The organism is Streptomyces olivochromogenes, from assembly GCF_001514115.1.
Classification (GTDB): domain Bacteria; phylum Actinomycetota; class Actinomycetes; order Streptomycetales; family Streptomycetaceae; genus Streptomyces; species Streptomyces olivochromogenes.
The window spans coordinates 36,518-50,641 of the sequence record NZ_KQ948467.1 but is presented as its reverse complement, the minus strand read 5'-3'; the positions used below and the strand labels follow the sequence as shown (position 1 = coordinate 50,641).

The window sequence follows — 14,124 nt, the reverse complement described above, 5'->3', positions numbered from 1 at the left end:
CACTCAAGAGTTGTTGTTGGATTGAGCTCGTTCGGGCTGGGACGAGGTCGACTCAACCGGCCCGACCACGAAGCCTGGTCATCAGCGTCCGGAGAGGTTCCTGAATGCACCTCACAGCCGACTTCATAGCGGAGACCTACCAACTCGGCGCCGGGTCATGGGCGTTGGCGCCCGTCACCCGTGGCGCGTTGGGCCAGATCTGGAGGTTCTCCGGGAACGGCTCCTCATGGGCGGTGAAGGAGCTCCTCTTCGGCTGCGACGAGGAACAGGTCCGCCGGGAGGCCGCGTTACGGCAGTCCGCGGAGGACCTGGGCATCGCGTCACCGCGGCTCTTCACCAATCGCCACGGTGCGTACGTCTCACACGCCACCACTTCTTCGGGTTCTCCAGGTCCTTCGGGTTCTTCGGGCGGGTCCTACGTGAAGCTGTACGACTGGATCGACGGCGCCAAGGCGGACGCGTCCGATCCGGGCATCCTGGACTGGTTCGGCCGGACCATGGCGCTGCTCCACACGGCGGGAGGGGACGCGAGCGAAACACCGAATTCCTGGTACGAGCGGTCACCTCAGGACGTCGAGTGGAAGGCCCTGCACAAGCAGGTTCGTCAGGCCGGCCTGCCGTGGGCGGAGGCGCTGGGGCGGTTCATCGACACTTCCGCGGCGGAGTTGGCGCACTGGGTGACACCGGCCGACCCTGGCGATCTGGTGACATCGCATCTCGACCTGCAGCCCCAGAACGTTCTGGTCGGCCGGGACGGGCCGGTCCTCCTCGACTGGGACAACGCCGGGGTCACCTCGGCGGAACGCGAGTTCGCACGCGCCGTGTACGTATGGTCGGGCGGCAACCACGTGGACATCGATTCCGCCCGGCGGCTGGCGCGGGCCTATCGGAGTGCCGGAGGCCGCGCCGCCATCACGGGTCCTCAGTCGTTCTCGATGCTTTTCGCGACGGCCCTGAACTTCGTCTACGTACAGGCCGAGTGCGCCATCGACCAGACCGTGACCGCCGCGCAGCGCGAGTTCGCGAGCCGGCAGGTCGTCGCTTCCCTGCGCGGCATGCCGGAGTTGGAGGTCGTGTCCCGGCTGGCCGCCGAGCTCGATGCCATGCGGTGAATGGGCGTGCCCCTCAGCCGGGAGCCGCCGCAACCCGTACGCGACGGCTCTCGCTGTCGGAGAGGAACGACGCCAGTTCCTCTCCCTGTTCGGCGACGGCGGTGCGCTCGGCCGAGGAGAAGCGGCGCAGCGGCGTGACGTTCACGGTGCCTGCCTCGACACTCCAGGTCGCGGCGACCCTGGCGTCGACGAGGACGACGCGGGCGCCCGCGACCGACAGCCCGCGGTGGGCGTCGTCGACGATCCGGCCGCGGTCGTGGTAGCCGAGGAGCGCGTTGTCGAACGCCGGCAGGAACCGGACCGGGGCGGGTGTGTCGGGGTCGGGGCGCGGCATGCCGGGGAGGTCCAGCAGTTCCCGGCCTCGCTCGTCGCGGAAGGTGACCAGTTCCTCTCGTATCGCCGCCACCGCGGCCGGCAGTCCGGCGAGGCCGCACCAGGCGCGCAGGTCGGCCGAGGCGGCGGGGCCGAACGCGGCCAGATAGCGCCGTGCGAGCGCCTGGCCCACGGGATCGGAGCCGTCCTGGGTCGGTGGGTCGATCTCCCGGCCCAGCCAGGACGAGAGCGGCATGTTGCGCACTCCCGCCTTCGTGCGCCACAGGCCCCGCGGCGGCAGCTGTGCCATCGGGACGAGGGCGGCGATCAGCATCTCCCCCAGGGCCCGCGGTCCCGGTGCCGGCCAGCGCTCGGCGAGCGCCCGCGCGAGCTCGGTCATCGAGCGGGGTTCGTCGTCGGCCATCACCGCCCGGCCCGCCGCCGCGAGTTCGTCCAGATCGATCCCGTCCAGCTCGCGGCGGTAGGTGCCGAGCACCCGTTGGCGCAGCATGGCGTCGTGGCGGGACCGCCAGGCCAGGGCGTCGTCGGCGGTGAGGAGGTGGACGGTGCGGCGCATGAGATGGGTCCGCACCACGCTCCGCCCGGTCAGCAGGTCCGAGAGCCCCGCAGGGTCGAACGCCCGCAGCCGGGACCAGAGTCCGACGTACGGTTCCTGCGGTTCCTGTGCCTGGAGACCGCACAGGTGCGCGACGGCGTCGAGGACCGGTAGGTCGGCGTGGTCGAGCAGCAGTTGTCGGGCGAGTGTCGCGCGGTTGAGGGCCCGGGCGTCGAGAACGGTCATCGGGTCACGCCGATGCCGGTCCGCCTCGGTTCGCACATCTTCACGGTGACGCCGTTCCCTTCGGTTCCGTGCCGGTCTTGATCGATTCCGTGCGGGTCCCGCGGCCGGGACCGGGCGGCGGCCGGCGGGCAGCCGCCACTCGGTCGAGGTCCGCCACCGGTCAGGTCGACGTCTGCCCGTCGAGCGTCTCGCGCAGGATGTCCGCGTGCCCGGCGTGCTGGGCGGTCTCGGCGATGACGTGCATCAGCACCCGGCGCACGCTGCGTACCGCTCCGGGCTCGTGCCAGGGCGCCTGCGGCAGCGGGTGCGTCGTGGACAGGTCGGGCAGCGAGGAGATGACCTTCTCGCTCCGGGCGGCGACCTGCTCGTAGCGCTCGACGATTCCGGCCAGCGTCTCGCCGGGCAGCATTCGGAAGTCGTTCTGGTGGTCGATCGCCCACTGCGGGAACTCGCGTGCGGTACCGGCCGTGAGGTCGGCCCAGCTGACACCGTCGGGCAGGTCGTAGCGCATCGCCGACGGGCCGTCGACCGCGAAGCGTATCCATCCCTCCTCGATGGACGCGACGTGCTTGATCAGCCCGCCCAGGCACAGTGCGCTGACCGTCGGGTGCTCGCCGGCCTGTTCGTCGCTGAGCCCGCGCGTCGTGTTGGTCAGGGCGGTTCGCGCGGTCGCGAGCTGGGCGAGCAGGTCGGCCCGCTCGTCGTCGAGCGCGGGAGGCCTAGAGGGGGTGGAGGGCGTGGTGGTGGCGGTCACGGTGATCGGGTCCTTCTCTTCGTTGCTGTCGGCTGGCTGTTCGTCGCTGTTGTCCGGCACGGAAGAACAGTCGCAGGGGAAGCGGTCAGATTGTGTCCGCTTCTCGGGGCACCATGGACGTCATGCAGAAGACCTCAGCGCGGCTGCTGTCGCTGCTCTCGCTGCTCCAGGCGCGCCGGGACTGGCCGGGGGCGCTGCTGGCCGACCGGTTGGACGTCAGCCCGCGCACCGTGCGACGTGATGTCGACCGCCTGCGCGAACTCGGCTACCCCATCGTGGCCACCAAGGGCCCGGACGGCGGGTACCGACTCGACGCAGGCACACAACTGCCCCCGTTGCTCTTCGACGACGACCAGGCCGTCGCCCTCGCCGTCGCTCTCCAGATCGCCACCACCACCGGTGCCGGCATCGAGGAGGCCGCGGCGCGCGCGCTGAACACCGTCCGACAGGTCATGCCCGCGCGGCTGCGCCGCCGCGTCGAAACCCTCCGGGTCACCGCCGTCGAACGGCCCGTGGCCCGGCCGCACCCGCAGGTCGACAGCAGCGTGCTCATGACGCTCGGCGACGCCGTCCACGCCCGCGAAGTGCTGCGCTTCGACTACACCCCCGCGTCCCCTGCGGGAACCGGCGGCGGCCACCCCGTCGAGGCTCCGCCGCGCCGGGTGCAGCCCCACCACCTCGTCACGTGGGGCGGGCGCTGGTATCTCGTGGCCTGGGACCTCGACCGCGACGACTGGCGCACCTTCCGTGCCGACCGCATCAGCCCGCGCACCCCCACGGGCCCCCGTTTCACTCCGCGTGAACTGCCCGGCGGGAACGTGGCCGCCTTCGTGACCAGCAGGTTCCAGGGCTCCGACGGCTCGGACGGGTCCAGCGACTCCGAGGGCTGGCCCTGCCGAGGCGAGGTGATCCTCGACCTCCCCGCCGCCGTCGTCCTGCGCCACACCCGCGAGGGAATCGTCGAGGAACTCGGCCCAGACCGCTGCCGCCTCGTCCTCGGCTCGTGGTCGTGGGCCGGCCTGGCGGCCGCGCTCGGAAGGTTCGACGCCGACATCGAGGTCGTCGGGCCGACCGAACTCAAGGACGCCTTCGCGCACTTGGCCCGCCGCTATGCCAACGCCGCGACCGACGGACCGACACAGGAAGCCCAATAGAACAAAACCAACTATTTACGTCAAAAAGACATCCAAACAACGCCCGGGACCGTATCCGATACAAGGCACACCCCAGCGGGAGGAATGCCATGGCCATCTTCAGTGATCTCTTTCCTGCCAGACACGGTGACCACGACCATGGTCACGACCGCGGCCACGACCACGGGCGGAACGACCACTCGGATCACGACGACCACTCGATGAACAGGCACCACGGCCGTCACTCCGACTTCGAGGACCACCGGTCCGGTCACGACGAGTGAAAGCCGGAGCGGACCGGCGTCCGGAGGACCGACCGGAGCCGGTCCGCTTCGTCGTCCGAGCGACGGTCGACGCACGGATGACGGACGGATGACGGACGACGGACGGACGACAGACGGATGACGGACGCATGCGATGAAGCGTGTCCCGAGCCATGTTCTGGAGCGGCTGCTGTCGGTGGGCAAGGAGTCCCCGCCCCTCGTGACGGCCGCACCCCTCGTGACGGCCGCACCCCTCGTGACGGCCGCGCCTCTCGTGACGGCCGCTCCGCCGGTGCCGCCGCGTGAGGTGTTCCGGCGCTTTTGGCCCTACACCCGCGGCAGGCGGCGCTGGCTCGTGCCGCTCGTGCTGTTCAGCCTCGCCGGCCCCTTGGTCGACGCGGTCGAACTGTGGCTCTTCAAGGTCGTGGTCGACGACGTGCTCGTCCCGCGAGACCTACGACCGTTCCTCTGGATCGCACCGACCTACCTGGGACTGGTCGTCGCCTCCGGCATTCTGGGGTTCGCCGACGACATGACGGCCACATGGGTCGGCGAACGCTTCCTGCTGACCCTGCGCGCCGACGTGTTCCGCCATGTCCAGCAGCTCTCGCTCGGATTCTTCGAGCGGCGGCGGCTCGGGGACGTACTGACGCGCGTCACGGGTGACGTCGACGCCGTCGAGACGTTCCTGCTCTCCGGCGTGGCGGACGGCCTCTATCACGTGATCCGGCTGGGCGTCTTCCTCGGGCTGCTGTTCTATCTGCGCTGGGATCTGACGCTCCTCTCACTCGTCATCGTGCCGCTGTTCTGGCGCGCCGCCCGGCACTTCTCCCGGCAGGTCAGGGAGGCGTCCCGGGAGCGCAGGCGCCGCAGTGGCTCGCTGAGCGCCGTCGCCGAGGAGTCGCTGGGGAACGTGGCCCTGGTCCAGGCGTACAACCGGCAGGGCTGGGAGGAGCGCCGCTTCGAACGCGAGAACGTCGGCAAGTTCCAGGCCTCGATGACCACGGCCCGCATCCGTGCCGTCTACCGGCCGGTGGTCGAGCTCATCGAGGTGTCCGGTGGCCTCGCCGTCATGGGCCTGGGCACCTGGAAGCTGGCGCAGGGCCAGCTCACGCTGGGCGGACTGCTGGTCTTCCTGGCCCTGATCGGCAAGCTCTACAGCCCGATCCGCGACCTGTCCCGGCTCGGCAGCACCTTCTACGCCGCGTCGGCCTCCGCGGAACGGATCATCGAGTTGCTGGACCAGCGTCCCCAGGTCGTCGAGTCCGCCGACGCCCGCCGGATCGGCCGGGCCCGCGGCGAGGTCGAGTTCCAGAACGTGTCCTTCCGCTACCCCGGTACGCCGGCCCTTGCGCTGTCCGAGGTGTCGTTCCACGTCTCCCCCGGCGAGACCCTGGCGCTGGTCGGGGCCAGCGGCGCCGGCAAGTCCACCGCCGCCAAGCTGCTGTTGCGGTTCTACGACCCCGACCGGGGCGCGGTCCGGCTCGACGGGACCGACCTGCCGGAACTGGCCCTGTCCGACGTGCGGGATAACCTCGCGGTGGTCCTCCAGGAGACGCTGGTCTTCCACGGCACGGTGCGGGAGAACATCGCCTACGGCCGGCCCGGCGCGACGGATGCGGAGATCGTCGCGGCGGCCCGTGATGCCGACGCCCACGACTTCATCCGGCTGCTGCCCGACGGCTACGACACGATGGTCGGCCAGCGCGGCCGGACGCTGTCCGGCGGACAGCGCCAGCGCCTCGCGATCGCCCGCGCGATGATCAGGGACGCGCCCGTGCTGCTGCTGGACGAACCGACCACCGGCCTCGACGCCCGATCGGGCCTGCGCGTCATGGACCCGCTGCGCCGCCTGATGGCCGGGCGGACCACCGTCGTCATTTCGCACAACCTCCTCACCGTCCGCGACGCCACGCGGATCGTCGTACTCGACCACGGGCGGATCCTGGAGACCGGTACCCACGACGACCTGCTCGCGCGCGGCGGTGCGTACGCCGGTCTCCACCGGTTGCACGCCGTGCCCGGCCCCGTCCGGGCGGGCGGCCCGCTGCCGGGGACGGTGCCGTCGTGACCGGGAGGCGTGCTCGGGTACGGGCGCCCGCGGCGGGGGAACCGGCTCCCCCGCCCCTGGCTCCGGGCACCCGTCCCGCACCGGGCTACGAGATCCTGCGGCACCTCACGCGCACGGGATGGCTGGACCTGTACGACACGTGGAGCGAGGAGCGGGCCTGCCGGTGTGTCGTCAAGGTCGTACGTCCTGACCGCCGCGACGAGGCTGTGCCGCGGGCGCGGCTGCTTCGGGAGGGCCGGTGGCTGTGCGCCTTCAGCCATCCGCACCTGGTCCGCGCGTACGAGACCCTGGAGTGGCCGGAGCCGCTCGTCGTCCTGGAGACGCTGACCGGGGAGACGCTGTCGCATCTCGTCCACCGCCTGCGACGGCGACCGGCGGCCGGCGACGTGGCCCTCCTAGGCGTGCAGCTGTGCTCCGCGGTCCACTACCTGCATGGCCGGGGCCTGCTGCACTTGGACCTCAAACCGTCCAACGTGGTGGTGGACTGCGGCCATGCGAAGGTGCTCGACCTCAGCGTGGCTCGGCCGCCGGGGCGCGCCCCGGCCGGGTTGGGCACGTTCCGCTACCGCGCGCCGGAGCAGGCGCGCGGCGGCCCGCTGACAGCCGCCGCCGACGTCTGGGGCATCGGCATCACCTTGTACGAGGTGGCGAGCGGCGACGCGCCTTTCGACCCTCGCGGGACCGCGGAGGTCACGGACGACGGCGATCACCACCGATGTCCGCTGCCGGAGGTGAGCACACCGCCGGTCGGCTCGCGGCGCCGACTGCCCCGCGCGCTCGCGGCGGCCATCGACGGCTGCCTGGGCAGGGACCCGTCGGCCCGGCCGACGGTCACCGAACTGGCCGCGTCGCTCGGCGCGATCCTCCCGGCCTACGGCCCTCGTATGCCCTCCCCCGGAAGCCCGGGAGACGGGGACGTCGCTACGTTTCCCCGCCCGACGTGAAGTGGGTGGTGGCGAGCACGGTGCCGTCGGGCGACGTCAGGCGAGCGCCGGACAGGGTCGCGGGGTCGACGGTGGTCGGGCCGCCCCAGGACCCGCGTCCCTGGTGCAGGGTGAAGGTGCCCATCCGGACCGTGCCGCCGCCGCGCCGCTCCAGCAGGCAGGAGACCGTGCCGCTGTACGGGGTGGGCGTGCCGGTGAGGTCGACGGTCATGTAGATCCAGCCCGGGGAGCCGGTGTGGGCGTACACCTCGCCGGCCGACTGTCCGGGGACCGCGACCGAGGTCAGATCGCCCTGCAGCAGGTCGGCCTCGTTGCCGGTGGACCGGGAGGCGCCGGCCACCACGTTCTCGATCGCCGTTCCGGCCGCCCAGCCACCGAAGCCGACGGCGAGGACGAGTGCGGCCACCGTGGAGACGAGCCGGAGCCGGAACCGGCCACCGAAGCCCCTGCGCCAGGCGCCCGGAACGCGGGCGCGCGCCCGGCTGTCCTGGGCCGGCGTCCCCTGGGTCAGCGCCTGCGCCACCCGGGTCTCGAAGCCGACCGGCGGCTCGCAGCCCGGCAGCAGTCCGATCAGCCCGTCGCCGACGAGGGTCAGCTGCTCGACGTACTCGCGGCAGTCCGCACACCGGTCGAGGTGGGCGACCGCTGCGGCCCGCTCGCGTCCCGGCAGTATGCCGAGGGCGAGTTCGGCACCGATCTCCCGCAGCTTCTCGCAGGTCATGTCATTGGACATGGTCGCCTCGCTTCGGGGACGCGAGCGTGGTGCGCAGCTTCCCCATCGCGGTCCTGATGCGCGTCTTCGCGGTGCCCAGTGGGATGTTCTCCCAGTCGGCAACCTGCTGGGCCGTCATGCCGTAGATGCTCGCCATCACCAGCGCGCGGCCCTGTTCCCGGGGCAGTTCCGCCACCGCCGCCCGCAGCCGGGAGGACGCCTCGTCGGCCAGGACGTGCTGTTCGGGGGTGTCACTGACGACGCCCAGGATCACGTCGAGGTCCTCGGGCGCCACCGGTTCCGGCCGCCGCGCGCGGACGGCGTCGATGGCGAGGTTGTGTGCGATGGTCGTCAGCCAGGTCTTCACCGAGCCCCGCCGCGAGTCGTAGATCTGGGCATGCCGCCAGGCACGTTCGAAGGTCTGCTGGGCGATGTCCTCGGCGAGTTGTGTGTCCCCGGTGACGGCGACGGCGACACCGAAGACCGTGTGCTGGAACCTCCGTACGAAGGTGACGGCCAGCTCCGGGTCGCCGGTGGCCAGCCCGGACAGCAGAGCTTCGTCCGGGAGACGGCCCACTGGGAACCGGAATCTCGACATACCCATATATACGGTCCGCCCTCGCCAGGAGATTGCCCGGCTGTCACGGAACCCCACCCTCCGATTCTCCCGCGCTGCCGCCGGAACGCCACACGTCGCGCTCCCCTCAGGGTGACGACGTCGGACCCCGTGGACTGCTCAGTGGCCGAACGGTGGCTCGAAGCACCCCGTCTCCGGGTACGGGCCGTTGGTCATCACTTCGTAGTTGGACTTCTGGACAAACGCCGTGACGCAGGCGTCGTCGTGGACGCGAAGGCCGACCAACGCTCCCTCGGGTGTGACCTCGCGACCGTCCGTGAAGCGCGAGTTCATGGCCCGAACAGTCAGCGTCCCGCCGTGCGGCTTCCCGTTCGACCCGGTCCGCTCTTCCTCGTAACCGAGGTGGAGCAGTGCCGCGCGCACCGTCGCGGGGTCCCACTTCTTCTGCCCCCACAGCCGCTTCAGGACCGGCCTGATGCGATCGGCTTCCCTCGCCGCGTCCGTCGCACTGGCGGGTGACATGGCTCCCGGGCGGCGGGAGCCGTTGTTCTCGTCGTAGTGGGGAGCGCCGTCGCCTGCCCCCGGCTCCACGTACGGAGAGGCTCCCGATGCGCCGGAAGCGGCGCTCCGAGATGTGCCCGTAGGAGCTCCGGCCGTCGAGTCCGTGGCGCGCTGCTCACCGCAGCCGCCGAGACACAGGACGGCGACCAGGGCCAGACCCGTCATCGTAGGGCTGCCGGGACGGCCTGATATCGAAAGAGGCATGGCATGACTCTGCCATGCCGGGGAGGGCCATGTCCGCCGCGTAGTCGATGCGGGCCCGGCGGTCCGCCTCGGTGATTTCGGGGTGCACAGGGGGCGTCCGGGGTGCGCGCCACAGCTGGACCAGGTGGCGCTCCCCGTGGTCCCCGATGCCGGGTTCGGGGTCGTCGGTGTGACAGTACAGGCGCATCCGTACCCAGTCGGTGCCGTCCGGCGAGGGCGGGAGGTGGAGGGGAGGTTTCTCCTCCGGCCATGCGTCGAGGATGTCGCCCTGTTCGAGGGTCGCGAGGCAGAGAGTGGGAAGGTCGACCCACAGGCTGCTCTCCTCGGCGGGCTCCCATTCGGCACCGGTTTCGGGTGCCGGCGGGCCGTTGTGGACCTGGACGGTCAGCTGGAGGGGGCCGGTGTCGGTGGTGGTGAGGACGACGGCACCGGCGTCGGTGGCCGGACCGCAGCGCCAGCCGAAGGGCATCTCCCGCGGGTACTCGTAGTCGTCGGTGAAGCCGATCAGGTAACCGTTCTCGCCGAGGTCGACCGTGAACGAGGACGCACGGACCAGCATGGAGGATGTCGCTCCCTTCACTGACACGAACTCTTCCGTGACGGTACCGCTCACGCCAGTAACTGCGGCCACGGGAAAGACAGTTGATATGCGAAGCTGTCGTCAGCCGCTCGCGGGCAAGGTGGCCGGGGCAGTCGTCGAGAGGAGCGCAGCGTGAGTCAGGACGGCTTCCGCACCGAGGAGATCGACACCAGCAGGCCGCACCCTGCGCGGATCTACAACTACCTGCTGGGCGGCACGGCCAACTACGAGGTCGACCAACAGGCCGGCGACCGACTCGCCTCCGCGGCACCCGAGGTGCGGATCGGTGTGCGGGCCAACCGCGCCTTCCTGCAACGCGCCGTCCGTTACGTCGTCAGCAGCGGCGTCCGTCAGATCCTCGACGTCGGCACCGGGCTGCCCACCGCCCCGAACGTGCACGAGACCGCCCAGGAGGTGGCCCCGGACGTGCGCGTCGCGTACGTCGACAACGATCCAATCGTGAAGGCACACGGCGACGCGCTGCTCAGCCGCTCCGGCGCGACCAGTATCGTGCTCGCCGACCTGCGCGACCCGGGGGCCATCATCGACCACCCCGACGTCCGCCGAGTCATCGACTTCGACGAGCCGGTCGCCCTGCTCCTCGTCGCCATCCTCCACTTCATCACCGAGGCGGAGAAGCCCGATCAGGCCGTGGCCGCCCTTCGCGACGCGCTGCCCGTCGGCAGCTTCCTCGTGCTCTCGCACGCCACGGGCGACTTCGCCGACCGCAGCGAGGCGCAGGCCGTCTACAACAACGCCACCGCCACGATGAACCTGCGGACCCACGCCGAGGTGGAGCGGTTCTTCGACGGCTTCGAACTGGTCGAGCCCGGCCTGGCGCAGGTCCCGTTCTGGCGCCCGGACACCCCGCCGCCGGCACGATCCGGTGAGATCGGCTTCTACGGAGGCGTGGCTCGCAAGATCGGCTGAACCGGCCACTCCGGCCGTGGAGGCGGCCAGGCCCCGGCACGAGAACAGGATCACGCCGGGAGCGCCCGCTGCAGACCGGCTTGCGACCAACCGGGGCGGCCGAAGGGCGAGTTGGATGCCGGCCCGGGCGTGCATGGCTGAAGTGAGGATCGGTGCTGGGCGCCGACGCGGATCGCGGAGGTGATCCCCCGCCGGTGCGGGACGGACTACGCCCGGTCGGGGTGGATCGCATCTCCTCCGCGCTCGCGGAGGTACGCCTCCAGCTCGGCGGCCCCGGTCAGCATCGCGCGCCCGCGGGCGGACAGCCGACCGTGCCAGTCGCGCAGGGTGGCCTCCAGCGGCTCCGCCCCTCCGGCCGCCCGCACCTGAGCGATCAGCGGGGCGATCTGCTCCAACAGGTAGCCGCCTCGCCTGAGTTGATGTGCCAGCCGGGCGTCCCGCATGTCGGCCTCGTCGTAGACGCGGTACCCGGTCCGCGGGTCACGGCGCGGGCGTACCAGCCCGGCGCGCTCCCACTTGCGCAGCGTCGCGGGCCGGATGCCGAGCTCCCCTGCCAGCGGCCCGATGAACCTGCCGGCAGGCCCTGACACGGCGTTGGGCCCTGACACCGCGTCGGGCTCGGACGTCGCAGTGGGCTCCAGGCCGCGGAGGGCGCGCTCCACGGCCTGGAGGGTCCGCCGGTCGTCGAGGAGCTGGGCGTGGCTCTCGTCGATGAGGCGCAACGCCTCATCGCCCGCGCCCTGGTTCACCGCCCGCATGATCGACGTCGCCGTCCGGTGGCCGTGGCCGGGCACCAGGGCGAGGAACGCGCGCAGGGCCCCCGCGTGCAGCGAGGTATAGGTGCGGTAGCCGTGGGGTGTGCGGCCGGCGGCCGGAAGGATGCCGGCCTCCTCGTAGTTCCTGACCGCCTGCGTGGACAGACCGTGCCCGCGCGCCAGATCGACCGGCCTGAGCCGCTCACCGTTTTGAAGGTTTCGCTCCATGAGACCGACAATATCGCGTGAAAGTTTCAACCGAAGGTTCAACGATACCGTTGAAGGCATGGCGACTGACATCAAGGACACCGCCCGTGCCGTCGGGGCTGCCGCCGTCATGAGGCTGCTCCCGGCCCGGCCTCGGCTGCTCGCCCTGGGCGAGCCCACCCACGGCGAGGACACGCTGCTCGACCTGCGCAACGAGCTCTTCCGGCAACTCGTCGAGGAGGAGGGCTACCAGACGATCACGATCGAGAGCGACTGCCTGATGGGCCTGGTCGTGGACGACTACGTCACCTCGGGCACGGGCACTCTCGACGAGGTCATGGAGCACGGATTCAGCCACGGCTGGGGCACCTCCACGGCCAACCGCGAACTCGTGCGCTGGATGCGGGCCTACAACGACGGCCGGCCCGCGTCCGAACAGCTCCGCTTCGCCGGTTTCGACGGCCCGCTGGAGATCACCGGCGCCGCGAGTCCCCGGCAGGCCCTCACCGCACTCCACGGCTACCTCTCGACCCGGGTGGACGCGGACCTGCTCCCCTGCACCGGAGAGACACTCGACCGCCTGCTCGGCGCCGACGACCGCTGGACCGACCCCGCCGCGATGATGGACCCGGCCCGGTCCGTGGGACAGTCGGCCGAGGCGGACCGGCTGCGGCTGCTCGCCGACGATCTGGTGGCGCTGCTCGACGCGCAGGCGCCACAGCTGATCACGGCGACCCCGCGGGACGACTGGGACCGGGCACGCCTGTACGGACGCACCGCCACCGGCCTGCTGCGCTACCACCACTGGATGGCCCACACCTCACCGAGCCGCATGACCCGGCTGGTGGGCCTGCGGGACCAGATGATGGCCCACAACCTCCTCGCTCTCGCCGAACGGGGCCCGACACTCATCCACGCCCACAACGGCCATCTCCAGCGGGCCAAGAGCACGATGCGCATGGGTGGAATGCCGCTGGAGTGGTGGAGCGCCGGTGCGCTGGTGAGTGCCCGGCTCGGCGAGGAGTACGCCTTCGTGGCCACGGCCCTCGGCACGATCCGGCACCAGGGAGTGGACACCCCGCCGCCGGACACCGTCGAAGGACTCCTGTACGCGCTCCCGGAGGACCGCTGCGTCATCGACGCCCCGCGGCTGGCCACCGCCCTCGGCGACACGCCGCCCGCGCCCCGCGTATCCCCGTGGTTCGGCTACTCCCCGCTGGACCCGGCCCACTTGGCGGCCATCGACGGGATCGTGTTCGTGAAGGACGTCCCACAGATCGGAACGGACGTCCCACAGATCTGACACCACTGGCTTCGGCAGGCACCGCGCCGCAGGTGACGGTCAGCGGGTAGCACGGCGCGTGCTGCGCAGGACGTTGGTGGCGATGCCCTAGAGCCAGGGCCGCAGACCGTCCCTCTGCGGCGGCTCGAACGGCTCGTATCACCCGGGTGCCGTGCCCGGAGATTCGCGGTCGTAGCCCCCTTCAGCGCCGGGCGTGTGCCTGTTCCGGCTCGTAGGTCTGCGGAAGGTCACGCTCGCGGCGCATCGGGCTGATGACGAGGATGAGCCAGCAGGGCCCGACGAGGCCCGTCATGATCCACATGACCGGCCGGTACCCGACCGCGTCGCCCGGCCCCGAGCGCGGCACGCTGGTCGACGCCATGCTGGAGCGCCAGGGACGCAACGTCCGCTTCTGGCAACGGATGCGGGAGAGGACGGATACCGTCGAGACCGCTGTGCAGCAGATGGGCCTTCACCCCGGATCTTGGACACTTGAGACGTGGATCTTGAGGATCTGAGAGGGCGTTAACTGGCTCTAACAAAAGCTGTTGGTCATGTGACTGTTGGCTTGTCTGCTCGTTGGTCTGGCCGTGGGGAAACGTCAGTCGAGGCCGTGGATCGTGTCGGATGAACCGTGGTCGCTCATCGAGCCGTTGCTGCCCGCGCCGGGACCGAAGCTGGTGGAAGGCAGACCTTGAGTGCCGGACCGGCAGGCACTGTGCGGGATCCTGTTCGTGCTGCACACCGGCATCCAGCGGGAGTACCTGCCGCAGGAGTTGGGCTTCGGTTCGGGAATGACCTGTTGGCGACGGCTGGCCGCCTGGAACGAGGCCAGCGTCTGGGGCCAGTTGCATGTGCTGCTGCTGGAGAGACTGCGGTCGAAGGACAAGCTGGACTGGTCGAGGGCGGTGATCGACTCCTCCCA

15 protein-coding genes and 1 pseudogene are annotated in these 14,124 nt (G+C 70.9%); 8 read left to right on the top strand and 8 right to left on the bottom strand.

What is annotated here, in order from left to right:
• The first annotated feature begins 104 nt into the window (after positions 1-104).
• Entirely contained in the window at positions 105-1,112 is a 1,008-nt protein-coding gene (locus AQJ27_RS35840; protein WP_067378047.1) for a phosphotransferase, read from the top strand.
• 13 nt (positions 1,113-1,125) lie between these two features.
• Here the strand turns inward: AQJ27_RS35840 and AQJ27_RS35835 are convergent, their stop codons facing one another.
• Positions 1,126-2,226, bottom strand: a complete 1,101-nt coding sequence (locus AQJ27_RS35835) for a winged helix DNA-binding domain-containing protein (protein WP_067378489.1) — start codon at positions 2,224-2,226, stop codon at positions 1,126-1,128.
• A gap of 160 nt (positions 2,227-2,386) precedes the next feature.
• Positions 2,387-2,980, bottom strand: a complete 594-nt coding sequence (locus AQJ27_RS35830; protein WP_067378487.1) for a DinB family protein — start codon at positions 2,978-2,980, stop codon at positions 2,387-2,389.
• A 122-nt stretch (positions 2,981-3,102) separates the two neighbouring features.
• Between AQJ27_RS35830 and AQJ27_RS35825 the strand changes: the two genes are divergently transcribed.
• From AQJ27_RS35825 to AQJ27_RS35815, 4 genes are all read left to right on the top strand, one after another.
• Complete coding sequence (locus AQJ27_RS35825) at positions 3,103-4,134, top strand: helix-turn-helix transcriptional regulator (RefSeq protein WP_067378484.1); 1,032 nt, start codon at positions 3,103-3,105, stop codon at positions 4,132-4,134.
• An 89-nt stretch (positions 4,135-4,223) separates the two neighbouring features.
• Entirely contained in the window at positions 4,224-4,397 is a 174-nt protein-coding gene (locus AQJ27_RS56625) for a hypothetical protein (RefSeq protein ID WP_159064462.1), read from the top strand.
• A gap of 133 nt (positions 4,398-4,530) precedes the next feature.
• Positions 4,531-6,447 carry an ABC transporter ATP-binding protein gene (locus AQJ27_RS35820; RefSeq protein WP_079065486.1) on the top strand — a complete coding sequence of 639 codons (1,917 nt, stop codon included), beginning with the start codon at positions 4,531-4,533 and terminating at the stop codon, positions 6,445-6,447.
• Positions 6,444-7,391 carry a serine/threonine-protein kinase gene (locus AQJ27_RS35815; RefSeq protein ID WP_067378044.1) on the top strand — a complete coding sequence of 316 codons (948 nt, stop codon included), beginning with the start codon at positions 6,444-6,446 and terminating at the stop codon, positions 7,389-7,391. Before AQJ27_RS35820 ends, AQJ27_RS35815 begins: the two co-directional genes overlap by 4 nt.
• On the opposite strand, the gene AQJ27_RS35810 is transcribed toward AQJ27_RS35815, so the two are convergent.
• The 4 genes from AQJ27_RS35810 to AQJ27_RS35795 form a co-directional block, all read right to left on the bottom strand.
• Positions 7,369-8,124, bottom strand: a complete 756-nt coding sequence (locus AQJ27_RS35810) for a zf-HC2 domain-containing protein (RefSeq protein ID WP_067378041.1) — start codon at positions 8,122-8,124, stop codon at positions 7,369-7,371. The genes AQJ27_RS35815 and AQJ27_RS35810 overlap by 23 nt on opposite strands.
• A complete protein-coding gene (locus tag AQJ27_RS35805; protein WP_067378038.1) occupies positions 8,114-8,701 on the bottom strand; it encodes an RNA polymerase sigma factor in 588 nt (195 codons plus the stop codon). Before AQJ27_RS35805 ends, AQJ27_RS35810 begins: the two co-directional genes overlap by 11 nt.
• Positions 8,702-8,839: 138 nt before the next feature.
• The gene (locus AQJ27_RS35800; protein ID WP_235613849.1) at positions 8,840-9,271 is read right to left on the bottom strand and encodes a hypothetical protein; all 432 of its coding nucleotides are present in this window, start codon (positions 9,269-9,271) and stop codon (positions 8,840-8,842) included.
• 85 nt (positions 9,272-9,356) lie between these two features.
• A complete protein-coding gene (locus AQJ27_RS35795; protein WP_235613848.1) occupies positions 9,357-10,004 on the bottom strand; it encodes a hypothetical protein in 648 nt (215 codons plus the stop codon).
• Between the two features lie 153 nt (positions 10,005-10,157).
• On the opposite strand from AQJ27_RS35795, the gene AQJ27_RS35790 reads away from it, so the two are divergent.
• On the top strand, positions 10,158-10,955 hold the full coding sequence (locus AQJ27_RS35790) for an SAM-dependent methyltransferase (RefSeq protein WP_067378035.1): 798 nt from the start codon (positions 10,158-10,160) through the stop codon (positions 10,953-10,955).
• A gap of 206 nt (positions 10,956-11,161) precedes the next feature.
• Here AQJ27_RS35790 and AQJ27_RS35785 read toward each other — a convergent pair whose 3' ends face one another.
• The gene (locus tag AQJ27_RS35785) at positions 11,162-11,938 is read right to left on the bottom strand and encodes a TioE family transcriptional regulator (RefSeq protein WP_067378033.1); all 777 of its coding nucleotides are present in this window, start codon (positions 11,936-11,938) and stop codon (positions 11,162-11,164) included.
• Between the two features lie 58 nt (positions 11,939-11,996).
• Between AQJ27_RS35785 and AQJ27_RS35780 the strand changes: the two genes are divergently transcribed.
• Positions 11,997-13,220, top strand: a complete 1,224-nt coding sequence (locus AQJ27_RS35780) for an erythromycin esterase family protein (protein ID WP_067378030.1) — start codon at positions 11,997-11,999, stop codon at positions 13,218-13,220.
• Between the two features lie 181 nt (positions 13,221-13,401).
• On the opposite strand, the gene AQJ27_RS52845 is transcribed toward AQJ27_RS35780, so the two are convergent.
• Complete coding sequence (locus AQJ27_RS52845; protein ID WP_079065485.1) at positions 13,402-13,581, bottom strand: hypothetical protein; 180 nt, start codon at positions 13,579-13,581, stop codon at positions 13,402-13,404.
• Between the two features lie 178 nt (positions 13,582-13,759).
• Between AQJ27_RS52845 and AQJ27_RS60915 the strand changes: the two are divergent.
• Positions 13,760-14,124: pseudogene (locus tag AQJ27_RS60915) on the top strand (transposase); the annotation flags it as partial.